This is a genomic window from Gordonia sp. (in: high G+C Gram-positive bacteria) (genome assembly GCF_047602025.1).
In the GTDB taxonomy this organism is placed as follows: Bacteria; Actinomycetota; Actinomycetes; order Mycobacteriales; family Mycobacteriaceae; genus Gordonia.
In genome coordinates, this window is the sequence record NZ_JASGII010000001.1 from 1,107,669 (window position 1) to 1,131,832 (window position 24,164).

Annotated in this window: 23 protein-coding genes and 2 tRNA genes; 11 read left to right on the top strand and 14 right to left on the bottom strand. The window is 67.4% G+C overall.

Annotated features, from left to right (window positions below):
- Positions 1 to 5 precede the first annotated feature (5 nt).
- Positions 6 to 476 (bottom strand): thioredoxin-dependent thiol peroxidase, encoded by a 471-nt coding sequence (gene bcp / locus QM728_RS05500; RefSeq protein ID WP_415031037.1) that lies wholly within the window; start codon positions 474 to 476, stop codon positions 6 to 8.
- A 116-nt stretch (positions 477 to 592) separates the two neighbouring features.
- On the opposite strand from bcp, the gene QM728_RS05505 reads away from it, so the two are divergent.
- From QM728_RS05505 to QM728_RS05530, 6 genes are all read left to right on the top strand, one after another.
- Positions 593 to 817 carry a DUF3618 domain-containing protein gene (locus QM728_RS05505; RefSeq protein ID WP_415031038.1) on the top strand — a complete coding sequence of 75 codons (225 nt, stop codon included), beginning with the start codon at positions 593 to 595 and terminating at the stop codon, positions 815 to 817.
- A 53-nt stretch (positions 818 to 870) separates the two neighbouring features.
- The gene (locus QM728_RS05510) at positions 871 to 2,013 is read left to right on the top strand and encodes a L,D-transpeptidase (RefSeq protein ID WP_415032839.1); all 1,143 of its coding nucleotides are present in this window, start codon (positions 871 to 873) and stop codon (positions 2,011 to 2,013) included.
- A 73-nt stretch (positions 2,014 to 2,086) separates the two neighbouring features.
- Positions 2,087 to 2,159: transfer RNA gene (locus tag QM728_RS05515), tRNA-Lys, on the top strand.
- Positions 2,160 to 2,277: 118 nt separating this feature from the next.
- A complete protein-coding gene (gene def, locus QM728_RS05520; protein WP_415031039.1) occupies positions 2,278 to 2,841 on the top strand; it encodes a peptide deformylase in 564 nt (187 codons plus the stop codon).
- Positions 2,842 to 2,904: 63 nt separating this feature from the next.
- Positions 2,905 to 3,633, top strand: a complete 729-nt coding sequence (locus tag QM728_RS05525) for a TIR domain-containing protein (protein WP_415031040.1) — start codon at positions 2,905 to 2,907, stop codon at positions 3,631 to 3,633.
- A gap of 127 nt (positions 3,634 to 3,760) precedes the next feature.
- Positions 3,761 to 5,953 (top strand): hypothetical protein, encoded by a 2,193-nt coding sequence (locus QM728_RS05530; protein ID WP_415031041.1) that lies wholly within the window; start codon positions 3,761 to 3,763, stop codon positions 5,951 to 5,953.
- On the opposite strand, the gene QM728_RS05535 is transcribed toward QM728_RS05530, so the two are convergent.
- Both QM728_RS05535 and QM728_RS05540 read right to left on the bottom strand, forming a co-directional pair.
- Entirely contained in the window at positions 5,950 to 6,330 is a 381-nt protein-coding gene (locus QM728_RS05535; protein WP_415031042.1) for a hypothetical protein, read from the bottom strand. The two genes, QM728_RS05530 and QM728_RS05535, sit on opposite strands and share 4 nt — an antisense overlap.
- Positions 6,323 to 8,404 carry a hypothetical protein gene (locus QM728_RS05540; protein ID WP_415031043.1) on the bottom strand — a complete coding sequence of 694 codons (2,082 nt, stop codon included), beginning with the start codon at positions 8,402 to 8,404 and terminating at the stop codon, positions 6,323 to 6,325. The genes QM728_RS05535 and QM728_RS05540 overlap by 8 nt, the downstream gene beginning before the upstream one ends.
- An 89-nt stretch (positions 8,405 to 8,493) precedes the next feature.
- Here QM728_RS05540 and QM728_RS05545 point away from each other — a divergent pair, with 89 nt between their 5' ends.
- The 3 genes from QM728_RS05545 to QM728_RS05555 all read left to right on the top strand — a co-directional run bounded on the left by QM728_RS05545 (position 8,494) and on the right by QM728_RS05555 (position 12,451).
- Positions 8,494 to 9,681, top strand: a complete 1,188-nt coding sequence (locus QM728_RS05545; RefSeq protein ID WP_415031044.1) for a L,D-transpeptidase — start codon at positions 8,494 to 8,496, stop codon at positions 9,679 to 9,681.
- Between the two features lie 48 nt (positions 9,682 to 9,729).
- On the top strand, positions 9,730 to 10,872 hold the full coding sequence (locus tag QM728_RS05550; protein WP_415031045.1) for an acyl-CoA dehydrogenase family protein: 1,143 nt from the start codon (positions 9,730 to 9,732) through the stop codon (positions 10,870 to 10,872).
- A gap of 88 nt (positions 10,873 to 10,960) precedes the next feature.
- Positions 10,961 to 12,451, top strand: coding sequence for a DUF4185 domain-containing protein (locus QM728_RS05555; RefSeq protein WP_415031046.1), 1,491 nt, complete (start codon positions 10,961 to 10,963; stop codon positions 12,449 to 12,451).
- A 4-nt stretch (positions 12,452 to 12,455) separates the two neighbouring features.
- Here the strand turns inward: QM728_RS05555 and QM728_RS05560 are convergent, their stop codons facing one another.
- Genes QM728_RS05560 through QM728_RS05575 form a run of 4 tightly spaced genes read right to left on the bottom strand, consistent with a single transcriptional unit; the run spans position 12,456 to position 16,805 of the window.
- Positions 12,456 to 13,382, bottom strand: coding sequence for an esterase/lipase family protein (locus QM728_RS05560; RefSeq protein ID WP_415031047.1), 927 nt, complete (start codon positions 13,380 to 13,382; stop codon positions 12,456 to 12,458).
- 46 nt (positions 13,383 to 13,428) lie between these two features.
- Positions 13,429 to 14,364 carry a cation diffusion facilitator family transporter gene (locus QM728_RS05565; RefSeq protein WP_415031048.1) on the bottom strand — a complete coding sequence of 312 codons (936 nt, stop codon included), beginning with the start codon at positions 14,362 to 14,364 and terminating at the stop codon, positions 13,429 to 13,431.
- Positions 14,365 to 14,386: 22 nt separating this feature from the next.
- Positions 14,387 to 15,199 (bottom strand): SDR family NAD(P)-dependent oxidoreductase, encoded by an 813-nt coding sequence (locus QM728_RS05570; RefSeq protein WP_415031049.1) that lies wholly within the window; start codon positions 15,197 to 15,199, stop codon positions 14,387 to 14,389.
- A 10-nt stretch (positions 15,200 to 15,209) separates the two neighbouring features.
- Positions 15,210 to 16,805: an MFS transporter gene (locus QM728_RS05575; protein WP_415031050.1), complete on the bottom strand. Its 1,596-nt coding sequence runs from the start codon at positions 16,803 to 16,805 to the stop codon at positions 15,210 to 15,212.
- A 184-nt stretch (positions 16,806 to 16,989) separates the two neighbouring features.
- On the opposite strand from QM728_RS05575, the gene QM728_RS05580 reads away from it, so the two are divergent.
- Positions 16,990 to 17,532, top strand: coding sequence for a TetR/AcrR family transcriptional regulator (locus tag QM728_RS05580; RefSeq protein WP_415031051.1), 543 nt, complete (start codon positions 16,990 to 16,992; stop codon positions 17,530 to 17,532).
- A 55-nt stretch (positions 17,533 to 17,587) separates the two neighbouring features.
- Here the strand turns inward: QM728_RS05580 and QM728_RS05585 are convergent.
- From QM728_RS05585 to QM728_RS05610, 6 genes are all read right to left on the bottom strand, one after another.
- Positions 17,588 to 17,660 (bottom strand) — tRNA-His (locus tag QM728_RS05585).
- 127 nt (positions 17,661 to 17,787) lie between these two features.
- Positions 17,788 to 18,378, bottom strand: a complete 591-nt coding sequence (gene orn / locus QM728_RS05590) for an oligoribonuclease (protein ID WP_415031052.1) — start codon at positions 18,376 to 18,378, stop codon at positions 17,788 to 17,790.
- 9 nt (positions 18,379 to 18,387) lie between these two features.
- Complete coding sequence (gene cmrA / locus QM728_RS05595; protein WP_415031053.1) at positions 18,388 to 19,191, bottom strand: mycolate reductase; 804 nt, start codon at positions 19,189 to 19,191, stop codon at positions 18,388 to 18,390.
- 32 nt (positions 19,192 to 19,223) lie between these two features.
- Complete coding sequence (locus QM728_RS05600) at positions 19,224 to 21,323, bottom strand: FAD-dependent oxidoreductase (protein ID WP_415031054.1); 2,100 nt, start codon at positions 21,321 to 21,323, stop codon at positions 19,224 to 19,226.
- 42 nt (positions 21,324 to 21,365) lie between these two features.
- Entirely contained in the window at positions 21,366 to 21,932 is a 567-nt protein-coding gene (locus QM728_RS05605; protein WP_415031055.1) for a PadR family transcriptional regulator, read from the bottom strand.
- 28 nt (positions 21,933 to 21,960) lie between these two features.
- Positions 21,961 to 22,851 carry a Sir2 family NAD-dependent protein deacetylase gene (locus QM728_RS05610; protein ID WP_415031056.1) on the bottom strand — a complete coding sequence of 297 codons (891 nt, stop codon included), beginning with the start codon at positions 22,849 to 22,851 and terminating at the stop codon, positions 21,961 to 21,963.
- Between the two features lie 69 nt (positions 22,852 to 22,920).
- Here QM728_RS05610 and QM728_RS05615 point away from each other — a divergent pair, with 69 nt between their 5' ends.
- Positions 22,921 to 23,544 (top strand): TMEM175 family protein, encoded by a 624-nt coding sequence (locus QM728_RS05615; RefSeq protein ID WP_415031057.1) that lies wholly within the window; start codon positions 22,921 to 22,923, stop codon positions 23,542 to 23,544.
- A 6-nt stretch (positions 23,545 to 23,550) separates the two neighbouring features.
- On the opposite strand, the gene QM728_RS05620 is transcribed toward QM728_RS05615, so the two are convergent.
- A complete protein-coding gene (locus tag QM728_RS05620; protein WP_415031058.1) occupies positions 23,551 to 24,009 on the bottom strand; it encodes a hypothetical protein in 459 nt (152 codons plus the stop codon).
- Between the last annotated feature and the right edge of the window lie 155 nt (positions 24,010 to 24,164).

Consider the following 24,164-nt stretch of genomic DNA (forward strand, 5'->3'; position numbering starts at 1 on the left):
GGGTCCTAGATGCCGAGGTCGCGCCGCAGCTTGGCGACGTGCCCGGTGGCCCGCACGTTGTACTGCGCGACCTCGATCGTGCCGTCGGGGCCGACGACGAAGGTCGAGCGGATCACGCCGGTGACGACCTTGCCGTAGAGCTTCTTCTCGCCGAAGGCGCCGTAGGCCTCGAGGACCTTCTTGTCCGGGTCGGACAGCAGAGGGAACGTCAGGCCGTCGCGGTCGACGAACTTGGCGAGCTTCTCCGGCTTGTCGGGGGAGATGCCGATGACGTCGAGGCCGGACGCCTCGAAATCCGACAGGTTGTCGCGGAAGTCGCAGGCCTGCTTGGTGCAGCCCGGCGTCATCGCGGCGGGGTAGAAGTACACGACGACGCGGCGGCCGGCGTAGTCCGACAGCGACACCGGTTTGCCCGTCGCGTCGGGGAGGGTGAAGGCGGGGGCCCGGTCGCCGACGGCGAGGCGCGTATTCGACATGGACCCAGGCTAACGGATGGTTCCTCGGCACACGGGCCGGTGGCGAGTACCCTCGATTCTCGGACATCACGATGCCCGGGCGCTGACGCGCGCGCGGGCGGCAAGGAGACCTACCAGTGGCCGACAACACCGAGCGCATCGAGCAGGAGATCGCGCAGGCCCGCGAAGACCTCGCCAGCACGCTGGACCAGCTCGCCGACCGCGCGAACCCGCAGCGGATCGCCGACGACGCCAAGTCGAAGGCCCTCGTCGTGGCCAACAAGCCGGCGGTGAAGTACGGGGCGGCCGGCCTCGGCGTCTTCGTGCTCCTGCTGCTGATTCGAAAGCTGCGTCGCCGGTGAACCGCCGCACGACGGCAGCGGCGGCCCTGATCGCGGCGGTCGGTTCGACGTTCATGGTCGGCGGCTGCACCAAGGCGCCGACCTATTCGGACCACATCGACCACGTCGGGTCGTTCGACAAGGAGGCGCGCCCCGGGCTGGAGGTCACCGGCTGGGAGGGCAAGAAGCTGAAGGACTCCGCGGTCGGCGTCATGCCGGGCGCCCCGATCGACGTCTCCGCGCACGACGGCCTGCTGTCGAATGTGACCCTCAGCGGGCCGGGCGGTTCGGTGAGCGGGCACATCGTCGACGGCGGCCGCAAGTGGGAGTCGACGGCGCCGCTGTCCTTCGGTGCGCACTACACGGTGACCGCGTCGGCGCACGGCGTCGCCGGACCCAGCGCCCAGAAGGTCGGGTTCACCACCAGCTCGGCGTCGGGCTTCGCCCACGCGTCGACGGTGACCGGCGACGGGGAGACCGTCGGCGTCGGCCAGACCGTCGCGATCAACTTCGACGCCCCCGTCGCCAACAAGGTGAACGCGCAGAAGGCGATCACCGTCACGACCGAGCCCAAGGTCGAGGGCGCCTTCTACTGGCTCAACGACTCGATGGTCCGCTGGCGCCCCGAGCACTTCTTCGCCCCGGGCACCAAGGTGAAGATCGCGGTGCACGCGCAGGGCATCGACTTCGGCAACGGGATCTACGGCGCCAACAACCTGACGTCGAGCTTCACCGTCGGCCGGCGCCTGGTCGCGATCGCCGACGACAAGACGAAGACGATCGTCGTCTACATCGACGGCAAGCCGGTCAAGACCATGCCGACGTCGATGGGCAAGGACTCCACCCCGACCAACCCCGGCGTCTACATGGTCGCCGAGCGGGTGCCGAGCGTGATCATGGACTCCTCGACCTACGGCGTGCCCGTGAAGTCGGCGGAGGGCTACCGCGAGACCGTCTACAACGCGACGCGCATCTCGTTCAGCGGCATCTACCTGCACGCGGCGCCGTGGTCGCTCGGCTCGCAGGGCAACACCGACGTCAGCAACGGCTGCCTCAACGTGAGCGACGAGAACGCGGCCTGGTTCCTGCGCACCGCCAAGCGCGGCGACATCGTGATCGTCAAGAACACGCACGCCGGACTGCTGCCCGGCGACGACGGCCTGGGCGACTGGAATGTGCCGTGGGAGCGGTGGAAGAAGGGCAACGCGCAGGGGTGATCGCGGCACCGGCCATATCGATTTCGCGCCCGTCGCGGTCGGTGTTAATGTCTTGGGGTCGCTTTCGCGTCACGCGCCATTAGCTCAATTGGCAGAGCAGCTGACTCTTAATCAGCGGGTTCGGGGTTCGAGTCCCTGATGGCGCACAGACAAGGCCCCCGGCCTGCGGTAACGCAGACCTGGGGTCTTGCGTCGTTTCCGACTACCCTCGTGCCTACCCGCCAGTCGGCCGCGACGTGTCGGAAATCGAAGGAGTAATGGATCATGCCCACCGCCGAGCTTCTCCGGATTGGGACAGTCCGCACCATCGTCCGATGGGGCGACCCCGTGCTTCATCGCCGGGCCAAGCGCGTCACCGACTTCGGCGATGACCTGCAGGAAGTACTCGCCGACATGTTCGCCACCAATGACGCGGCCCAGGGGGCGGGGTTGGCCGCACAGCAGATCGGCGTCGATCTCGCTGCCTTCATCTACGACTGTCCCGACGAGACCGGGGCACGTCGCGTCGGTGTCGTCTGCAATCCCGAACTCGAGCTCCCGGTGGGAACCTTCCGCCGTCTGGAGTCGGCGGACGAGGGCTGCCTGTCCTTGCCGGGCGCCTACCACGAACTGGCTCGGCCAGCGGTCTCCACGTGCCGGGGTTATGACCAGTTCGGCGAGCGGATCGAGCTCACCGGGGGCGGCACCTTCGGCCGGTGCCTTCAACACGAGACTGATCACACCGAGGGAATCGTCTTCGGCGACCGGCTGTCGGCGCGCTCGCGCAAACAGCTCTACCGAATGTTCCAGGACGGCGCCGATCAGTACTCAGACGAGTGGCCGAACTGACCAAGTGCTGAGGCGGAGGCAGTTTTGCAATCTTGAACCGCCTGTGCGGCATAGACTTCCGCCATGCTCGACAGGTTTCGTGGGGGAGCGGGCGTCAGCCCGACGGACCACTTCGATGCGTTCATCAGTTATGCCCGGGAGCCGTCGGCGGCGTTGGCGGCGCAACTGCAGACGTCACTGGAGAAGTTCGCCAAGCCGTGGAACAAGCTGCGTGCAATGCGGGTGTTTCGCGATGACCAGTCGATGGCTGCGAACACAGCCCTGTGGTCGACCATCGAGCGGGGTCTGAACGAGTCGTCGCACCTGATCTTGTTGGTGACCCCCGAGGCGGCGTCGTCGGAGTGGGTCGACAAGGAAGTGCGCTGGTGGGTCGAGCACAAGTCGTCGGGGTCGGTGTTGCTGGTCCACCAGGCGGGTGTGCTGGATTGGGATGACGCGAAGAGCGACTTCACTGCCGCGAGCGCTGTGCCGCCCTCCCTGCGGGGTGCCTTCGGGGAGGAGCCGCGGTGGGTTGACCTGACGTCGTTGGATCAGGCCCAGCTCGCCGACGGGGACAACCCGACGATGACGAACGCGGTTGCTGACTTGTCGTCGGCGGTGCGTGGTGTTGACCGGGACACGATCATCGGTGAGAACGTTGCCGAGCACCGCAGGACCATGCGCATGGCGCGTGGCGCCATTGTCGGGTTGTCGTCTCGTGGCCTCGTTGGCGGCGGGCGGGCTCGCGCTAGCGCAACGAAACTTGGCGAAACGAGAGGCGCGACAGAGCCTGGCCCAACGTCTCGCGGTTGAGGGTGGGCTAGGTTCCACGCCAGACTTGAGGTTAGCGGCACAAAAGGTTGCCGTTGCGTCCTCCCTTGATGCCGATGCCACGTTGCGGCCGCGGAACGAGCTGCTCGCCAACAGCTTTCCAGGGGGATTGAGAATTCTGCCGGCGGACAGCGCTGAGAGTCTTACCTCGGCGAATCGCGGATTGAAGAGGGGATACGTCTTCAGCGGCGGTGACACTGTTCTCAGCACCAAGGCAAACAGCGCACTAGTCACGAATACACGAAGTGTTGTGACGACGCGGTACGCGGACGCCGTCGGAGTCGCGGTAAGTAACGGTGGCGATCGTTTGGCGCTGTGGCGACCAAGTAGTAAAAAGTTGGTGGTGCTTGACAAGCACGGAAGGCAGTTGGGTCGCATACCTGCTACGTTCCCGGATCCGCCGCCAACGACCTTCTCCAGCAGTGGACGCGCCGTATTCACGGCGTCGCTGGACGATCATTCTGCTGTCATCTCGGCATGGAATGCAGTCAGTGGAATGCGCGAATCGGAGTACCGTGACAGTCACTTTGACGGTTTGGCTCCCCTGCCCGGTGATCGAGTGTTGATCAGTCGAAGTGCGGGTGAAAAGGGTGGAAACCGCGAGGTCATTGCTCTGAATTCACGCCTATCCGAGAGCAAGAAGCTCGCGGATGGGCGGGTTGCGGGCGTGTCTCAGGATGGAGTGGCCGTCGTTCGCCGATCAGACGGGGCCTACTTTGTGATGGATGGCAACACCGGGAACTCGATCGCTGACATCGATCTCCCGGTAGAAAGCGACGACAACGCTAATCTGGAATCGATTGACTTCAGTGGGGACTCGAAGGTGATAGTCGCAGCGGGCAAAACGGGTGCGCGACGTTTCGAGGTGAAGAGCGGCAGGGGTGGTCCGGCCAAGGGAACTGCTCTGACCGCTACGCCAGCGGAAGCGTTGCTCGGCAGTTCTGTTGCGGTGAGTCGTGACGGGCGGTGGAGTGCCGTCGCGGCGGACCGAGCGGTAGAAATCTTCTGGACCGATATCGTGAAGGCCAAGCGAAGGATCAAGGCTCCCGGCAAGATTCGGCACGTCTCCTTTGCCGATAGTGGCGCGCTCGTCGTATCGACGGATAGCGGGATTCTGGTCCTTGACCCAATCGCCGGCATAGGTTTGAGGTCCGACGTGTACTCACACCTCGGCGTGCAAAGAGACCCGCGGAACTACATGACCGTTCTCAGGACAGTGAGATATGACGGCGATCGGGTTCGTTCACTGAGTTCAACTGACGGCAACTTCAATATCGGCGAGCCTGATGCCACCTTTTCGCCAATTATCGCGTTCAACGCTGCTCGTTCACGCGTGGTGTTGGGGTCGGGGAACTTCGGGACGGGAGGCTATCCGAGCGGCAAGGCTGCAGTTAGGATCGTCGGCCTAGATGGGAAGGGCGCCAGGACGCTGAATGTGGTTGCGCCACCGGGCTGTCCACGGCTTTCTCAACCGTATGCCGCGTTCAGTCAGTCTGGCCGCTACGTCGTTGTTGCCTACTGCGGTGGTGTGGCTTCCGTCGTCGACCTCGAAACGGGCGAGCGGATCTCACGGTACGAACCGACCGGCCCGAAAGGTGCGCGTCTGCTTGATGTCGGTATCAAGGAGGTCGGCGATCAGTTACACGTGTTAGTCCTGACATCGCATAACGTGACGATCTTGGACGGGAGAAGGGGTGAGGTCCGCAAGTCGCAGGCGCTGTCGCCCGTAGCCGCAGTTGGGGCGATCGATGGGGAAGCGATGGCGACCTGGTCTGAAGGGGATGGGCTCCTGCGAGTCTACCGAAACGCCTACTCAGCTGACGTGGAAGCCGCAGCGATGGAAACACCCGTCGCTGGTGTCGCGCAAGTCGCTGTTAGTCCCGACGGTCGGACAGCTGCTGCCTTGGTCTCTGATTATCGCCAGGCTGACAAACCATCGCTCCGTGTGTGGGATGTTGCGCGCGGGCGCGACGCGTTGATCAGCCCCTTGGACGGGGTCTACACCGGTCCGATAGTTTCAAACGTTGAGCAAGCGCGTACCGATGAGTGGCTCGATGCACACGGGTATTCCGAATTGACCAGATCAAGGTCGTTTGACCTTGCTGGCATTCAGGTCGTCGATCAGGGGAGGGCCGTGGTGTTTAGCGCACTTGGAGACTATGCCTTTCCCGCCCGATCCACTCGCGACGACGTCTGCCGACTTCTCGACGCCAACATGAGCCGGAAGACGTGGGAAAGCGAGATCGGCAAGTCCTTCAAGTACGTGAAGGGCTGCCCCGATCTGCCAATCGAAGGCGACTAGCCAGAGGGCCTGTACCGCTGCTCGAATTCCGCAGCGGGGACCGGCCACTGTTCGCCCCCGTCGCCGGCAACGATCCAGTCGCCGGCCCGTGTGGGCACATCGCCCTCCAGCGTCCGGACGACCTCACCGGCACGCGCGGGCCTGGCCCGAACGACTCCCACCCGCCGATAGCGATCACCCTCGACCTGCTCGTATGAAGCCTCAAAGATGTCCTCGCGAACCGACCAGGCGGGCTCATCCGCCGACGGCCTGACCTCCCAATCGCCCGGCTCGGCGGTCATCTCTTCACCAGTCGATGTGGTCCAGGTCCACGGTGTGAAGCGCTTCCGCGCCACGACCTCGCCGCGCCGCTCGAACCGCTGCCACTCGTCAGGCATCGGAGTCCTTCGGGGCGGTCTGGTACCCGAGTTCACGGAGCTTGGTCAGCGTCACCGCCAAGCTGGTCAATGCTCGTCCGCGCCGCTCGGGATCAGCTGCGATCTCGTCCCAGTCGAGGAGGAAATCGTGGCGCTTGGCCGCGTCGTCGCGCGTGCCGTGGGTCCAACCGTTGGCCCGATAGAACCGACACCAGTCCTCATGCTCGGCCTGAGCCATCCTTAGCGCGGTCGGCTCGTCGAACCCGAGTGCGGCCAATTGCGCGAGTGGCGCGGTCTCCGACTTGTCCGGCGGGGTCCAGGTCCGACCGTCATCGGTGCCCCGCCATGTGCAATCACTGTGCGTTTCGACGATCCACAACGCATTCGCCACCTGTCGCCGGTTGGACTCACGGTAGAACTCGTCGAGGCTCGACCACGGGTGCTCGGCGTCATAGCGTTCATGAATGGATCGCGCCGCAAGCTCCCACGAGTCGTGCGCTTGACCGTCGGGTATCTCCATCGTGGTCTCGAACATCCGCAGCTTTCCCACGACCGGCCGTGCGCTCGAATAGCCGATCGGCGCAGTTCCGGCTTCGTGGGTTGCCGTGTGTGCGAATGTCGGCGTCCGCGGATATCGCAGGGCGACGCGCGTAGCGAGGGTCGGGTCGAGGTCGGCGTCGACCAAGACGATGGCGGTGCGATCCGCAGTCGCATCATCGACTAGGTCGGCGAGCGTCGCGACGGTCGGCTCGGCGTCGACGGCGGTGATCAGCGGGCGGTCGGCGGGCAGTCCCAACTCGGAGCGTGAGCGGCGATGGTCGGCGACCAGGTCGTCCGCGCCCTGGTCCACGACGACGGCGGCGGGGAGTTCGTGGCCACCTCGGTAGTCGGCGTCGAGCTGACGCGCGGCGAGCTCGGCGCAGAGGGCGAGGGTCAACCGGGAGGTCCCGCAGATGAGGACGCGATCGACGTCGGCGTCGATGATCTGGTCAACCAGTTTGCGGGCGGTGACCTCATAGAGTCCGACGGTGTCCAGCGCCCAACGATCGCTCGTCGCGACCGTCTCCGAGCGTGCGCGGTCGAACTGCTCGGCGCGCCACGCGGACGCCTGCCAGGGATCGTCGATGCGCACGACGACGGGCAGGCGCTTTCGGCCGTGAGTGTCGCCCACTTCAGAGAGGACATCGAGCCGTGCCAGATTGAGGGTGGCGTTGGCGTCGAGGAGGTAGAGCGCATCGAGCTTTCGGAAGAGGGAGAGCGACGCCCAGGTCTCGGTGCGCGCGAAGTCCACCGTCACGACGCGGGCACCCTGGGCGCGAGCTTGCCCGATGCAAGGGCGGTCGGGTGAACCGGTGATGACGACGAGAGTCGACCGGCGGGGGCGTGCCGCCGCGATCGCGGCGATCAGCGGCGCGCTGTCGTCGTCGATACCAACCACCGCGGTGACGGATCGGGCGAAGAACGCGCGCAGGCGATCGAAACGGGACCGCAGCAGCGTCGCCGCGACACCGACGACCGAGAGCACCACCGCGGTCAGAGCGGTCAACTGCGCGACGTACACGGCGACCGGAGTCGCGTGAAGGCATTTGGCCGCCCCGTCGGGGAAGTCGCCCCGCATCAGTTTGGCTGTCCAGATCACCGCGGTGAAGAAGAACGGTTGGTCGGGCGCGTGGCAGCGGATGAAGGAAGCCATCCCGAGCAGGGCGCTGAGGCCGGCCAAGCCCGCCACCACCGCGATTGGCGCACCGGTGTTGCCGCGGCCACGTGTGAAGACGTACGTCAACGACAGGACGAGGACCAACGCGATCAGGATCGAGATCGCGGAGTTGGGCTGCCCGAACCACGCCAGCGCGGAGGGGAGACGGTCGAGGATCGAGGGCCACAGCGCGACTGCCGCGAGATAAGCGACGACGGCAACGGTAAGACCTGTGAGGGCTCGGCGCCCGAGCACTCGCCAGCGGGCATCGGTGCTCGCGCGGTCAGGGGCCATACGCGGAGTGTAGCCAGCGTCGGGAGGCTGTGACCCGCCTGACAACCAGCGGGTATGTAACGAAACAGAAACTCGCCTACAATAGGACAAACCGCGCGCGGTCACCGGTGTCCATCCCCGGTTCGACCGGCGCGAGCTTCATAGGGACCGATGGTTGGAGAATGATGGGTAACACCCGTAGCCGCACTCGGCGCATGCCGTTTTACGTGATTGCGGTGCTGGTCGCGCTGGTCGGCCTGGTCGCGTCGTGCACCAAGTCGCCGACCTACCCGGACAAGATCGGCGACTCCACCCAGTTCTCCGACGTCGCCGGCCCGTCGATCTCGATCACCGGCGGCGACGAAGACCAGCCGCTCAAGGAGAACGCCATCGGCGTCGAGCCCGGCCAACCGCTCAACGTGAAGGTGTCGCAGGGCTCGCTGACCAAGGTCAAGGTCAGCAGCGGCGGCAAGGAGATCCCCGGCAAGATCACCGCCAACGGCTCCACCTGGACCAACGAAGAGCCGCTGGACTTCGCCACGAAGTACACGCTGAACGTCCAGGCGAAGGGCGTCGGCGGCACGGCGACCATGGAGCGGACCTTCACCACCAGCTCGCCCAACAACTACGTGATGCCGTACCTGACGCCGCGCAACGGCACCCTCGTCGGCGTCGGCCAGCCGGTGTCGGTCAAGTTCGACGAGCCGATCAAGAACCGCAAGCTCGCCCAGGACTCGATCACCATCAAGACCGAGCCCAAGGTCGAGGGCGCCTTCTACTGGATCAGTCCGCAGGACCTGCGCTGGCGCCCGGCGGAGTACTGGAAGCCCGGCACCAAGATCACCGTCGACGTGAACATCTACGGCAAGGACTTCGGCGACGGCGTCTTCGGTCAGAAGAACGCCCACTCGGAGTTCAAGATCGGGCGGGCGATGATCATCACCGCCGACGACAAGACCAAGACCGTCGTCTTCGAGCGCGACGGCAAGGTCGTCCGCACGATGCCGACCTCGATGGGCAAGCCCGACACCCCGACCGACAACGGCATCTACCTTGTCGGTGACAAGCACCCGCACATCATCATGGACTCGTCGACCTACGGCGTGCCCGTGAACTCGCCCGACGGCTACAAGACGCCGGTCGACTACGCCACCCAGATGTCCTACAGCGGCATCTACTTCCACTCGGCCCCGTGGTCGATGTGGGCCCAGGGAAACACCAACACCAGCCACGGCTGCCTGAACCTCAGCCCGGACGACGCGCTGTGGGTCATGCGCAACACGCTGCGCGGCGACCCGGTCACGGTGAAGAACACCAGCGGCCCCCGACTGCCCGGAACGGACGGCCTGGGCGACTGGAACATCCCGTGGGAGCGGTGGAAGCGCGGCAACGCCGAACGCTGACATCTGCCGGTGTAAACGTTGACATCGGGCGATGTTACGATCGCCCGCATGGCTGATAACTCTCCCTGGTCCAACGACGAACTCCGCTCCCTCCGCCAGATGGCGCGCGCCTTCTGCGAGAAGGAGATCGAGCCGAACAACGACCGCTTCCGCGAGCAGCACCACGTTGACCGCGACCTGTGGAACAAGGCCGGTGAAGTGGGCCTGCTCTGCATGTCCATCCCCGAGGAGTACGGCGGCGGTGGCGGCACCTTCGCACACGAGGCCGTGCTGATGGAGGAGCAGTCGCGCATCGCCGACTCGTCGTGGGGCGTCAGCCTGCACAACGGCATCGTCGCGCACTACATCCTCGCCTACGGCTCCGAGGAGCAGAAGCGCAAGTGGCTGCCGAAGATGGCCACCGGTGAGGTCGTCGGCGCCATCGCCATGACCGAGCCGGGCACCGGCTCGGATCTGCAGGCCGTCAAGACCAAGGCCATCAAGGACGGCGACGACTACGTCATCGACGGCTCGAAGACCTTCATCACCAACGGCGGCCAGGCCGACCTGATCATCACCGTCGCCAAGACCGACCCCAACGAGGGCGCCAAGGGCATCTCGCTGATCCTCGTCGAGGCCGACCGCGAGGGATTCAGCCGCGGCCGGGTGCTGGACAAGATCGGCCAGCGCGGCCAGGACACCTCCGAGCTCAACTACGACGGCGTCCGCGTGCCGCAGTCGAACCTGCTGGGCAAGGAAGAGGGCCAGGGCTTCATCCAGCTCATGCAGCAGCTGCCGCAGGAGCGCCTCATCATCGCCGTCACGTCGGTGGCCGGCATGGAGGCCGCCGTCGACGCGACGGTGAAGTACACCAAGGAGCGCGAGGCGTTCGGCCGTCCCGTGTTCGGCTTCCAGAACACCAAGTTCAAGCTCGCCGAGTGCGCCACCGAGGCCAAGATCGGCCGCGTCTTCGTCGACGACTGCATCCAGAAGCACATCAAGGGCGAGCTCGACATCCCGACCGTCGCCATGGCGAAGTGGTGGACCAGCGACCGCTCGCAGGTCGTCGCCGACGAGTGCCTGCAACTGTTCGGCGGCTACGGCTACATGAACGAGTACCCGATCGCCAAGATGTGGGCCGACAACCGGGTCCAGAAGATCTACGCGGGCACGAACGAGATCATGAAGGAAATCATCGCCCGTTCGCTGTAGTCGGCGACTGACGGCGGGCGTCACGGTTGCGTTTCAGCCCGTCGTCAAGGTCGAAAGCCGCGTATCGGACACGGTAGTCTTTCACCCCATGGGTAACACGGGTCGGCGGTATGTGCTGCTCGCGGTCTCGGCTGCCCTGATCGGCACCGGCCTGGGGGCCGCCCCCGACGCGATGGCCGCGCGCCGGCTGCCGAGTTCGGGCTGCGTCAACGACCTGCCGCCCAAGAACCCGCCGCGCGGGCCGGCGGCCGCGCCGGAGATCCGCTTCGACCTGCCGTACCCGAAGCTGCTGCCGATGCAGGAGCCCGCGCCGCGCAAGCCGATCGTCCGCATCCCGTCGCAGCAGCCGCCGACGCGGGACAAGCGCTGCGTCGACCCCTGCCCGGACATCACCGACCCCAAGAAGCCGAAGCCGGCCGGGGCCACCGGGTCGCTGGATACCCTGAGCCTGGCGTTCCCCAAGATCACCTTCAAGCCGAAGGCGATCAACATCCCGTACGCGGTGCCGAACCCGCATCCGCCGAAGACCCCGCCGCCGCCCCCGCGGGTGAACCCCGGTGCCGATGCGGCGCCGCCGGCCGCCGCGCCGCGCACCCCGCGGGTGAAGTGGGTCCGCTGGGTGTCGACGCTGACCGGCAAGGGCTCGACGAGCCGCACCGACAAGCGCTGGCAGATCAACGGCACCGACCTGGGCATCATGTGGGAGGCCAAGCCGGGCAAGATCGCCGTCGCCTTCGGCGACACCTTCGGCGAGGGCTTCCGCCCGCCGGGCGCCAACGGTGGAGACTGGCGCAGCAACGTCATCGGCTTCAGCTCCGACGACAAGCTCGCCGACGGCATGTCCATCGACACGATGATCCAGGACAAGCGCTGCCACGCGGTCCAGGTCATCGACGCGCGCGGCGTGAAGTACTACGAGCAGACCAACATCCCGACGTCGGGCTTCGCCATCGGCGACCGCCAGTTCATGACCTACATGTCGGTCAACAGCTGGGGCGACATCCCCGGCACCTGGCTGACCAACTACGGCGGCCTGGCCTACTCCGACGACGAGGGCTCGACGTGGACCCGCGCACCGCACCTGCGGTGGGACAACGTCTTCGGCGCCTCGCAGTTCCAGGTCGCGTCGATGGTCCCCGAGGGCGACTACGTGTACCTGTTCGGCACGCCCAACTCCCGCCTCGGCTCGGTCGGGCTGGCTCGTGTCCGCAAGGACGACGTCCTCAACAAGACGGCCTACCAGTACTGGCGCGACGGCCGCTGGATCCCGTCGCGCGACGCCAACGCCGCGTCGGTCCTGTTCGGCGGCCCCACCGGCGAGCTGTCGGTGCGCTACAACGCCGGGACGAAGCGGTGGGAGATGACTTACCTCGACGTCGTCAAGGGCGCCATCGTGCTGCGCACCGCGCGCAAGCCGCAGGGAACCTGGTCGGCGCCGGTGCAGTTGGTCAACTCCGGGCAGCGCCACCAGCTCTACGGCGGCTTCATCCACCCGTGGTCGAAGAACCGCGACCTCTACTTCACCCTCAGCCAGTGGTCGACGTACAACGTCAGCCTCATGCACGCAAGGGTGTACTAGCAGCTCAGCGGTAGTACTTGCGGAACTGCGGCGGGACGACGGTGCCCGGCGGCAGCGGCGCCTCGGACGGCGCCCGGGCGACCCGGTGTGTGTCCGCGAGCGTCGGCACGCCAGGCACGACCGGGACGTCGCACGCCATCCGCGGGACCCCCGTGCGCAGCAGGCTGTCGATCAGGGAGTGCATCGCCGGCTGCACGTTCAACGTCATGTGGACGACCGGGTCGTTCGGGCACAGGTCTTGCGTCACGATGTTCTTGTAGTCGCCCGGACCGGTCATGAGATTGATCCAGAACGGGGCGGCTTCCTCTTCCAGCAGCGTCGTGACGTTGTAGTACTTGATGCCCGGCAACGCTTGGGTCGGCGTGTTCAACGCGTTCACCGCATTGCTTCCCATGGCTTCCTCGGCACAGCCGGGCGAACGCTTGATATTGCGGTGCTTGGGCGGCAGGTACATGCGACGGTCGGCGGGGATGCGGCAGTCGTCTTTGCGCAGCAACTGTGCCTGGAACGGCGAGCCCAGGATCAGCCCGGACAGCAGCACGGCTTTGCGGATGTACTTCTGGCCACCGAAGTCCTTGAGCCAGTAGCGGGTGACCAAACCGGTCTGCGAGATGCCGACGACGTCGAACTTCTTGTGCCCGGTCCGGCGCGACAGGGCGTCGACCCACCGGCCGAGCTTGCGCGAGTTGCCGCGGATGGTGAGCCACGGGTTGTTGTCCGGGTCCGTCGGGTCGTTGGTCTGGAAGGTGTAGACCGAGTACCCGCGGGCGCGCATCGGCGCGTCGAAAACCTGTGAGAGCGAGGGGTTCTCGATGGCGCTGGCGACGTAGATGATCGGCAGGCGGGTGACCGGGCGGGCGTCGGCGGTCGTGGCGCCAAGCGTGACGGCGACGAAGACGGCGAGCGCGAGCGAGACGAGGCGTCGGGTCATGACTCAGCAGCCTAGCAGGATGGTTAGGCGACCCTAATATTTACCCTCACAGCGTGATCGGGCCCTCGTCGGCGTGGGAGAGCGAGCGCTCGTCGTCGGTAGACAGGGTGAGCACCGCTTCGACGATCATCTCGTCGCGCTCGATGTCGGCCTCGATCTTGCGCAACTTCGGCGCGAGGCTGGATTCGGCGAGGTCGCCGACGATGTCGACGGCGGCCACCAGGTAGAACTGCGACGGCCCCACGTACTCGACGTGCAGGTAGGTGACCCGGTCGATGTCTGGTCGGGCCAGCATCCGCGCCAGCACCTCGGTCTGCACCTGCGGCGGCGCGACCTGGCCGACGAGGAACTGGCGGTTGCGGCCGATCAGGAACAGGGCGACGAACCCGAGCAGCACGCCGACCAGGATCGAGCCCACCGCATCCCAGCGCCCGTCGCCCGTAACCTGGTGCAACCCCATGCCGGCAGCGGCGATCACGAGGCCGATGAGCGCGGCTGCGTCCTCGGCGAATACCGCGCGCAGCGTCGCGTCGCCGGTCCGGCTGACGAACTTCAGCGGGTGCATCGACATCCGCCGGCCGCCCGCCTTGGCCTCGCGAATGGTCTGGGCGAAGGACACGCTCTCCAACACGGCCGCGATGGCCAGCACGATGTAGCCGACGAGGTAGTTCGACTCGGCCTCAGGCTCGGACCACGCGTTGATGCCGTGCATGATCGACACGACGGCGCCGACGGTGAACAGACCGAAGGCGGCGATCATCGACCACACGTAGGTCTCGCGGCCGTAGCCGAAGGGGTGCTTGCGGTCGCGCCCCTTCGCGCCGCGACGCTCGGCGATCAGCAGGAACACCTCGTTGCCGGCGTCGGCCCAGGAGTGCGCGGCCTCGGCCATCATCGACGCCGACCCGGTGACGACCGCGGCGATCGATTTCGCGATGGCGACGAGCACGTTCATCGCGAAGGCGATGGCAACGGTGAGCATGGGGCAACCCTATGCCCGACGGTCAGGGCTTGCGCGGCCGCCAGGCCTCCCGCGCCGCGCGCGAGGCGGCATCGCCCTGCGATCCGGTGCGGAACACGGTGTCGTCGGTCTCGACGTTGCGGGCCAGCAGGCGCAGGATCCGTCGGCCGACGGTTGGGAAGGCCAGGGCGGGGTAGTAGAGCCGGGGGAACACGACGCGCGTGCGCTCGCGCTCGATCGCGGTGGCGATCCGCCGGGCCAGCTTCGGCGCACTGCCCGTCGGCAACTTGTCGAGGACCTGCGCGCTGCCGGGGATAAGCCGCACCTCCGCCTGCACGGGGGTGTCGACGGGGCCGGGGATGACCTCGACGACGTGCGTCCCGGGCAGTTCCATCCGGGCGGTCTCGGTCGCGACCGACAGTGCGGCCTTCGCGGCGGCGTACCCGCCGGACAGCGGCCACGGCGTCACCGGTGCGAGCGAGGTGACGTTGACGATCATCGGCGGGCGCAGCGCTGTCATCAGCGCGACCGGGCTCCAGTAGTTCAGTTCGAACGCCGCCCGCGCCGCCTCGTCGTCGCCGACGACGGTGACCGGTGCGGCCAAACCGGCGCCGGCGTTGTTGACCAGGATGTCGACCGGCCCGACCCGCGTCGCGAGCTCGGCGGCCGCGCCGCGCACCGACAGGTCGACGGGGTGCACCTCGGCGCCGGTCACCGCCGCGACCTCGTCGAGTTTGTCGACGCTGCGCGCCGCGATGACCAGCCGGGCGCCGCGTCCGGCCAACTCGAGGGCGAGCGCCCGCCCGATGCCGCTTGAGGCCCCGGTGATCAGCACCCGGCGTCCGTCGATCTCCACACCCCGCAGCCTACGCAGGGGCGTCGGCCTCCTCGACCATGCGTCGGGGCGCGAACCACACCAGGAACAGCGACGCGGCGATCAGGATGGCGCCGAGGATCAGGCTCGCGGTGTGCAGCGGCTGGTTGAAGGCGGCCTGCGCGCCGTCGAGGATCTGGGTGCCGAGCTGTCGGGCCGGTGGCGGTGCCTTCTCGTCGAGCAACGGCCCGACGACCTCGGTGGCCCCGCCGATGTTGCGCCGGATGGCGTCGGCGGCCTGTGCGGCCTTCTCCGGGTTGCCGCCGAGCGCCGGGTTGGCCAGCGCGTGCTGGGCGGTGTCGGCGGTCGCCGCGATGCGGCTCTTGTAGCCGGCCGCGAGGATAGAGCCGGCCAGTGCGACGCCGATGGCCGCGCCGAGTTCACGGGCGGTGTCATTGACGGCCGAGCCGACGCCCTGGTCGTCGAGCGGGGTGTTCTGCATGATGGCCGTCGTCGACGGTGCTGCCGCGAGGCCGATACCGGTCGCCGCGATCGCCATGAAGATCGCGAGCACCCAGTAGTCGTGGTAGTCGACCAGGCCGATGAGCAGGATGCCGAGCCCGGCGAGGAACACGCCCGCGGCGACGACGAAGCGCAGTGAGTGGAAGCGCACCGCCACCCAATTGCCCAGGAGGGAGAAGAGGCCCGAGGCGATGAGCATGGGGAACATGGCGACGGCGGCGGCCAGCGGCGTGTAGTCGAAGATGAACTGCAGCTGCTGGATGATCAGGAAGAAGGCGGCGAACGCGGCGAAGAACTGCAGCGTCACCGACAGGGAACCGGCGCCGAAGGCCCGATTGGTGAACAGCGTGACGTCGAGCAGCGGGTACCGGCTGCGCACCTCGATGAGGCAGAACGCGACGGCGAGCACGACGCCGGCGACCAGCGATCCGATCACCAGGGCGTCGTCCCACCCGCGCTGGGGCGCCTCGAGCAGACCGAAGACGAACGCGAGTATCGCGGCGATCGACGCCGCCGAGCCGATCCAGTCGAACGGGTCGGGGGAGGGGTCTTTCGACGTGCCGACGCTCAGGCAGAGGACGGCGGTCACTGCGGCGGCGACGGCGAACGTGAGCAGGATCGAGTGCCAGTGGAAGTACTTGAGCAGGTAGCCGCTGACGAAGAAGCCACCGATGGCGCCGCTGGACGAGACGGCCGCCCACACGCTGATCGCGAGGGGGCGTTGGCGCTCGGGCAGGTTCGAGGTGATCAGCGACAGGGTCGTCGGCATGATGAACGCCGCCGCGGCACCGGCGAGGGCCCGCGTGGCGATCAACTGCACGGCGGTGTCGGCATAGACGCCGAGTAGCGAGGCCACCCCGAATCCGACCAGACCGGCGATCATCACCCCGCGCCGCCCCAGGCGGTCGCCGATCGCCCCCGCCGGCAGCAGGAGCGCGGCAAGGACGAGGGTGTAGCCGTCGATGATCCAGGTCAGCTCCGAGACGTTCGGTTTGATCTGCGCGTCCTTGGAGATCGACGGCAGCGCGGTGTTGAGCGCCGCCATGGCGGCGACGACCATGCTCACCGAGACGCAGACCACGAACACCAGCCAGATGGACTTCCAGTCGAGGTCCTTGAGTTTCATGCGACCAGCGTCGGCGATCCTCGCGCGTCCTGCTCGCCAACGACGGAAGTTGACATCCGGTACGGGGGCGGGCACGCGTCGGGTGTCTCACCGCACCGGTGAGACCTGCGGATCCGCGGTGAGACGGACAGTGAATCTGTCGCATTGTGAGACAAATCGGTGTCAGTGCTCGCATGATTGCCCCATGGCGAAAGACTGGCTCGTCGGCGACAACCGCGAGGACCAAGCGCGCGAGCGGCTCTATGCGCTGGCGTCGGACCTCATGGCCGCGCGCGGCGTCGACGGGATGGACATCAACGAGCTCGCTCGGCGCGCGCACTGTTCGCGGGCGACGGTGTACCGGCATGTCGGCGGGAAGAACGCGATCGTCGAAGCGGTGCTGAGCCGGCGGGCGTCGGAGATGGTGGCGACGGTCGCCGCCGCCGCCGAGGGGCTCGACGGCAAGGACCGGATCGCCGCGGTGATGGGCATGGCGCTCGACCGCGTCCGGTCGGACGGCATCGCCCGGCAGTTCCTGGACCCGCGACATGTCGCCGGTACGGCCGCGTCGGTGGTCGGTTCGCCCACGGTGCTGGCCATCGCCGGCCAATTGCTCGGCCAGGCCAGCGACACGGCGAAGGCCTCGGTGGCCGTGCGGTCGGTGCTGGACCTGCTGCTGTGGCCCCCTGCGTCAAAGACCGAGGAAGCCGCCGTGGTCGACGTCGTCGCGGCCGCTCTCGCCGCCTGACCCGACGCAAAAACGGCGCCCGACCTGCGAGGCAGATCGGGCGCCGTGTACTCGGGGTGGCTGACGGGGCTCGAACCCGCGACTTCCAGGATCACAACCTGGTGCTCTACCAGCTGAACTACAGCCACCATCGGTACTGGTCGACGGGATCGCCATCGGCCAGAACCAGGGTCTTACTCTAGCGGGTCGACCTTGGGGAAAACCAATCGATTGCTATGAGGCGTGTCCAGCCGTCGCGGAGCCGGGTTGTCGCCGTCACAGGCCGTCGACGATGGCAGTGATCTCGTCGGTATCGGGGCCCGGCTCGGGGACGAAAGCGGCCGCCCGGTAGTACCGCAGCTCCTGGATGGATTCGCGGATGTCGGCGAGCGCGCGGTGCGACATCCCCTTCGGCGGCTGGCCGAAATAGATCTTCGGGAACCAGCGCCGGCACAGTTCCTTGATCGAGCTGACGTCGACCATCCGGTAGTGCAGGTACGCGTTGAGCGTCGGCATGTCGCGGGCGATGAACGCCCGGTCGGTGGCGATAGAGTTGCCCGCGAGCGGAGCCTGGCCGGAGGAGGTGATGTGCTTGCGGATGTAGTCGAGCACCTGCTGCTCGGCTTCCGCAAGGGTCACCGTCGACGCGCGGACCTCCTCGGTCAGCCCGGAGTCGGCGTGCATCTTGGTGACGACGTCGGGCATACCCGCCAGCGCCTCGTCGTCGGCGTGGATCACGATGTCGACGCCCTCGCCGAGGATGTTGAGGTCGCCGTCGGTGACCAGCGCCGCGATCTCGATGAGCTTGTCATTGGTGGTGTCCAGACCGGTCATCTCACAGTCGATCCACACGAGCTTGTCCTGCACGGTTTCTCCCTATTCGCCGAGCTTGCGGTAGAAGCTGCCGACGATCGGCGCGCTGATCTTGCGCGGGGAGTACCCGCCGGCCACCGACATCGCCTTCGACAGCACGCCGGGCACGACGCGCATCTTGTTGCGCGCCAACGCGTTCAGGCTCATCCGGGCGACCTTGTCGGTGTCGTGCCACAGGAAGTCGGGCACGCTGTCGTCGACGTTGGTGGCCTCGCCGGCCGTCGGCGTCTCGTCGCGCACCGGGCCGGGTGCGAGCAGCGTGACGTGCACGCCCTGCTTCGACACCTCCCCGCGCAGCGACTCGCTGAACGTGTTGACGAAGGCCTTCGTCGCGGCGTACGTCGCGTTGTTCGGGATCGCCATGTTGCCGGCCGCCGACCCGACCATCAGGATGCCGCCGGCGCCGCGCTCGACCATCTGCGGCAGCACCGCGAGCGTCAGGTCCTGCACCGCGTTGACGTTGAGACGCACCTGGGCGCGCTCGTACTCGGGGTCGAGGGAGGCCAGCGCGCCGAACGTCGCGATGCCGGCATTGTTGGCCAGGATCGAGATCTCGCGACCGGCCAGCTCCGCGCACAGGACGGTCGTCGCCGTCGGGTCCGACAGGTCGACGGGCCGCACCTCGACCGGCACGTCGTGTTTCGCGCGCAACTCCGCCGACAGCTCCTCGAGGATCTCCCCACGGCGGGCGACGATGATCAACCCGTGGCCGCGGGCGGCCAGCTCGCGCGCCAGGGCCATGCCGATGCCCGACGACGCGCCGGTGACGACCGCGCGCGCCTGCGGCGATGGCTGTGGAATACCCATGGCCCCGATCCTAGTGGGGGCTCACGCCGCGATCAGGGCAGGCCCGCGGCGACCTCGGTGCCCTGGCGGATGGCCCGCTTGGCGTCGAGCTCGGAGGCGAGGTCGGCGCCGCCGATGACGTGGGTGGTGATCCCGGCGACCGTCAGCGGGTCGACCAGCTCGCGCACCGATTCCTGGCCCGCGCACACGACGATGTTGTCGACTTCGAGCACCCGCTTGCCGGTCTCGTTGCCGTCCTTGTCGTGCACGGTGATGTGCAGGCCCTCGTCGTCGATCAGGTCGTAGCTGGCGCCGGAGATCTGCTCGACGTGCTTCATCTTCACGCTCGCGCGGTGCACCCAGCCGGTGGTCTTGCCCAGCGTCTTGCCCTGGCGGCCCGGCTTGCGCTGGACCATGTAGACCTGCCGGACCGGGGGCAGCGGGCGCGGCTTGGTGATGAAGCCGGGGACGTCGAGGTCCTCGGAGACGCCCCACTCCTGCTCCCACTCCTTGAGGTTGAGCGTGGGGGACTCGTCGACGGTCAGGAACTCCGAGACGTCGAAGCCGATGCCGCCGGCGCCGATGACGGCGACGCGCTTGCCGATCTCGCGGTGGCCGAGCACGGCGTCGGCGTAGGACATGACCATCGGGTGCTCGATGCCGGGGATGTTCGGGATGCGGGGGGTCACGCCGGTCGCGATGATGACATCGTCGAACGCCGCCTTGTCGCCCGTGGCGGCGCTGGCGCTGCCGTCGAGGATCTCGTCGGCGGTCACCTTCTTGCCCAGGTGGACGGTGACGTTGTTGATCTCGAGCTGGCGCCGGAAGTAGCGGATCGTCTCGTTGAACTCCTCCTTGCCCGGGATGCGGGCCGCGATGGAGAACTGGCCGCCGATGTCGTCGCCGCCCTCGAAGAGTTCGACGCGGTGACCGCGCTGGGCCGCCGAGACAGCGGCCGCGAGACCGGCGGGACCGGCGCCGATGACGGCGACGTGGCGGGCGCGACGGGTCTCGCCGAGCGTCAGCGTCGTCTCCCGGCCGGCGCGCGGGTTCAGCAGGCAGGACACCTTCTTGCCGACGAAGGCGTGGTCCAGGCAGGCCTGGTTGCAGCCGATGCAGGTGTTGATCTCGTCGGCGCGCCCTTCCTTGGCCTTGTTGGCGAAGTCCGGGTCGGCCAGCAGCGGGCGGGCCATCGACACGGCGTCGACGCGGCCGCGCTCGAGGACTTCCTCGGCGAACTCGGGGGTGTTGATGCGGTTTGATGCGATCAGCGGGATCGACACCTCGTCGCGCAGCCGCTCGGTGAACTTCACGAAGGCGCCGCGGGGGACCGACGTGACGATCGTCGGCACGCCGGCCTCGTGCCAGCCGATGTCGGTGTTGATGGCGTCGACGCCGAGTTCTTGCGCCTTGCGGGCCATCAGCGCGATCTCGTCCCAGGTCTGGCCGTTCTTCACGAAGTCGGCGATTGACTGCCGGAGGATGATCGGGAAGTCGGCGGGCACGTTCTTGCGGACCTCCTTGATGACCTCGACGAGGAAGCGCTGACGGTTCTCCGTCGATCCGCCCCACTTGTCCGTGCGGTCGTTGGTGTGCGGGCACAGGAACTGGTTGATCAGGTAGCCTTCGCCGCCCATCAGCTCCAGGGCGTCGTAACCGGCCTTGTGGGCGAGCTTGGCGGACTGGCCGAACGACCGGATCACGTGCCAGATGATCTGCTCGGTCATCTTGAGGTGCTTGAACGGGTGGATCGGCGACGGCTCGGAGCCCGCGGCGACCTTGAACGGGGTGTAGCCGTAGCGGCCGGCGTGGATGAGCTGGATCGCGATGCGACCGCCCTCGGCGTGCACGGCCTTGGTGAAGTTGCGGTGCCGACGGACGTCGGCGACGTTGGTGAGCTTGCCGGCCAGCGGGGCGAGCTGGCCGGTGCGCGATGTGGCGAAACCGCCGGTGATGATCAGGCCGACGCCGCCGCGGGCGCGTTCGGCGTAGTAGGCGGCGAGCTTGTCGGTGTCCCACGCGCGGTCTTCGAGACCGGTGTGCATCGAGCCCATGACGATGCGGTTGGGCATCGTCATGCCGTTGATGGTGAGCGGCTCGAACAGGCGCGGGTAGTGCGGGTTGGGGGCGACCGGAATCGTAGGAGAAGCCACGGTGTGTCCTTTGTTTTCTTGGGGGCTGATGGAGTGGGGCTGTCAGGGGCTGGGTTGCGGACTGGTGGAGCGGAGCTCGACGGTCAGGCCGGCGATGACCTCGTCGCACCACTCGACGACGCTGGTGGCGGCACGGATGCCGCCGCGGAGCACCAAATACTGGTGGAGCTTGCGGCCGGTGAGGGAGTCGGGGTCGGGGAAGTCCTGGGCGGCCGAGTCGCGGTAGAACTCGAGGAGCTGTTCGTTGCTGGCCCGGTACTGCTCGAGCTCGAGGATGATCGAGGCGAGGTCGCCGTGTTCAGCGCCGCGGATCTTGACGCCGAGTTCGTTGCGCAGGGGAGTGATGGGGGTGGGCGTCGAGACCCATTTGGCCAGGGCCTCGCGCCCGGCGTCGGAGAGTTGGTACACCTTCTTGTCCGGACGGCCGTCCTGCACGACCGGTTCGAAGTCGACGAAGCCGTCGGCGTGCAGCTTCTTCAGCGTGCGGTACACCTGCTGGTGCGTGGCCGACCAGAAGTGTCCGATCGACCGATCGAATTGCTGCGCGATCTCGTAGCCGGTGCCCGGCCGCTCGGCCAGGGAGACCATGATCGCGTGTTCCAACGCCATACGTGCACGGTAGCAGTGCACCTAGTTGCTATGCAACAGTGTGCATAGTGGCTGCCGCCGCGGGCAGGATCTCCTCGCAGCGGTGGTCGATCTTGAGCTCGGCGAGGTCGTCGCCGCGCGTTGCGCCACGGTTCACGATCGCGATCGACTTTCCGGTCTTGGCGGCGTGCCGGACGAACCGCAGGCCCGACATGACCGTCAGGGAACTGCCCGCGACCAGCACGGCGTCCGCGTCGTCGACCATGGCGTAGGCCCGCTCGACGACATCCTTCGCGACGCTCTCGCCGAAGTAGACGATGTCGGGCTTGAGCGTCCCGCCGCACGACGGGCAGTCGACCGTCACGAAGGAGGCGGTGTCGTCCAGGACGACGTCGGCGTCGGGCGCGACCTCGATGGCGCCCCGCCCGGCGACCCGGTCGCGGAAGCCGGGGTTGGCGGCGACGAGCGCCTCGTCGAGGGCATGGCGGGACACCCGGTGGCCGCAGTCGAGGCAGATCACCCGGCCGTACGAGCCGTGCAGGTCGAGCACGCTGCGCGACCCGGCCTTGATGTGCAGCATGTCGACGTTCTGGGTGATGACGCCGGACACGACGCCACGGTGTTCCAGCTCGGCGAGCGCCCGGTGGGCGGCGTTGGGCCGCGCGGCGTCCATGTGCCGCCACCCGAGGTGGTTGCGCGCCCAGTAGTGGCGGCGGAACTCCGGCGACGACAGGAACATCTGGATCGTCATCGGGGTCCGCGGGGGAGAGCCGGGACTGCGGTAGTCGGGGATGCCCGACGGCGTCGAGAGCCCGGCTCCGGTCAGCGCGAGGGTACGGCGGCCGTCGAGGAAGCGGGCGAGGTCGGCGGCCCGGCCGTGCGGGTCGGGATCGGGGGTGGTCGCCTCGGCGGGCTCCCACGCCGCCATCCGCATGGTCATCGGCGGGCCGGGAGGGACATAACGCGAATCTACCAAGCACGCCGGCGCCGTGCGCCCTACGCTTTTCGCATGCCGCACCCTGCGCCGCTGCGCACCGAAGACGGACTCAAGCGCCTCGTGGCCTTCACCGACGCGGTCGTCGCCATCGCGATGACCCTGCTGGTCCTGCCGCTCGCCGATCTCGCGGCCGAGCTGCGCGGACAGAAGTCGCTCGGCGAGGTGATCAGCACCAACAGCGCCGCGCTGGTGGGCTTCTTCATCAGTTTCGCGGTGATCTGGATCCTGTGGCGCAACCACCACCAGATCATGGAGAACTTCCGCGGCTACAACGCCACCATGCTCAACCTGCACTTCGTCTTCCTGCTGGCGATCGTGCTGCTGCCGCTCGCCACCGCGTTGATCTCCAACGAGCATGTGCACTGGGCCGACGCCGCCTACATCGTCGTGCTGGGCATCGCCATCGGCTCGCTGATCGGCATTTCGCGGCAGGGCGTCCGCGACCCGGATCTGGTCGTCGACGACGAGCAGGTGCGCCACAGTCTGGCCGGCTGGGCGGGCATCGGCACCATCGCCGCATTGGCAGCGGCACTGCTCGTCACGCTGCTGTTTCCCTCGCTCGGGAGTTGGCCGTTGCTGTTCCTGGCGCTGCCCGGCCCGCTCGAGGCAATCCTCACCCGCGTCCGAGGCGGCTAGCCCCGGTCAGCCGTGGACGAGGAGCATGACCCCCGCGACGATCAGCGCGACGACCTTCACGACCTCGAACCCGACGTAGTAATAGTGCGCCGTGCTGCGCTTGTCCTCGGCCTTGGTGCCGTCGCCGGCGAGGACCTCGTTGGAGCGCCGCGTCAGGGCCGGTCGCACGCCGACGACCTGGGCCACCAGGCACGCGATCGCCACGGCGACCGCAACGGTGATGGCGGCGGGGTAGGCGACGTCGGAGCGGGCCATCTGCACCAGGCCGACGACGGCCACAACGCCCAAGACGCCCTCGACGCTGTTGAGCGCGCGGAACACCTTGCGGCCGATGCCCAGACCGATCGCCAGGGTGACGCCCGGAGCGGTGAACTTCAGCGGCGCCTCGATGAAGGAGATGGCGATCACCATGCCCAACCAGACCAACACGGCCAACAGCGCCTGACCGGCACCGAACGTACTCATCTACCACTACCTCCTACGCGACGTCGTACCTCCCAACCTAGTGGCGCCCGACGGCCGCCGATGCCGGACCAAAGTCCCGACCGCGGGTCTCACACCGAGGTAGGCGCCGGTGAGAGGTATTGGTTACCGTGGGGACACCCCTAGGGGTCGCAGTG

What these genes read in the sequence shown, in the direction of transcription:
- QM728_RS05555 (WP_415031046.1), top strand. Translation starts at nt 10,961, where the DNA reads ATGGGTAACACGGGTCGGCGGTATGTGCTGCTCGCGGTCTCGGCTGCC.
- QM728_RS05510 (WP_415032839.1), top strand. Translation starts at nt 871, where the DNA reads ATGGTCGGCGGCTGCACCAAGGCGCCGACCTATTCGGACCACATCGAC.
- QM728_RS05535 (WP_415031042.1), bottom strand. Translation starts at nt 6,330, where the DNA reads ATGCCTGACGAGTGGCAGCGGTTCGAGCGGCGCGGCGAGGTCGTGGCG.
- cmrA (WP_415031053.1), bottom strand. Translation starts at nt 19,191, where the DNA reads ATGGGTATTCCACAGCCATCGCCGCAGGCGCGCGCGGTCGTCACCGGC.
- QM728_RS05575 (WP_415031050.1), bottom strand. Translation starts at nt 16,805, where the DNA reads ATGAAACTCAAGGACCTCGACTGGAAGTCCATCTGGCTGGTGTTCGTG.
- QM728_RS05615 (WP_415031057.1), top strand. Translation starts at nt 22,921, where the DNA reads ATGCCGCACCCTGCGCCGCTGCGCACCGAAGACGGACTCAAGCGCCTC.
- QM728_RS05550 (WP_415031045.1), top strand. Translation starts at nt 9,730, where the DNA reads ATGGCTGATAACTCTCCCTGGTCCAACGACGAACTCCGCTCCCTCCGC.
- def (WP_415031039.1), top strand. Translation starts at nt 2,278, where the DNA reads ATGCCCACCGCCGAGCTTCTCCGGATTGGGACAGTCCGCACCATCGTC.
- QM728_RS05610 (WP_415031056.1), bottom strand. Translation starts at nt 22,851, where the DNA reads ATGACCATGCGGATGGCGGCGTGGGAGCCCGCCGAGGCGACCACCCCC.
- bcp (WP_415031037.1), bottom strand. Translation starts at nt 476, where the DNA reads ATGTCGAATACGCGCCTCGCCGTCGGCGACCGGGCCCCCGCCTTCACC.
- QM728_RS05560 (WP_415031047.1), bottom strand. Translation starts at nt 13,382, where the DNA reads ATGACCCGACGCCTCGTCTCGCTCGCGCTCGCCGTCTTCGTCGCCGTC.
- QM728_RS05565 (WP_415031048.1), bottom strand. Translation starts at nt 14,364, where the DNA reads ATGCTCACCGTTGCCATCGCCTTCGCGATGAACGTGCTCGTCGCCATC.
- QM728_RS05525 (WP_415031040.1), top strand. Translation starts at nt 2,905, where the DNA reads ATGCTCGACAGGTTTCGTGGGGGAGCGGGCGTCAGCCCGACGGACCAC.
- QM728_RS05545 (WP_415031044.1), top strand. Translation starts at nt 8,494, where the DNA reads ATGCCGTTTTACGTGATTGCGGTGCTGGTCGCGCTGGTCGGCCTGGTC.
- QM728_RS05605 (WP_415031055.1), bottom strand. Translation starts at nt 21,932, where the DNA reads ATGGCGTTGGAACACGCGATCATGGTCTCCCTGGCCGAGCGGCCGGGC.
- QM728_RS05620 (WP_415031058.1), bottom strand. Translation starts at nt 24,009, where the DNA reads ATGAGTACGTTCGGTGCCGGTCAGGCGCTGTTGGCCGTGTTGGTCTGG.
- QM728_RS05580 (WP_415031051.1), top strand. Translation starts at nt 16,990, where the DNA reads ATGGCGAAAGACTGGCTCGTCGGCGACAACCGCGAGGACCAAGCGCGC.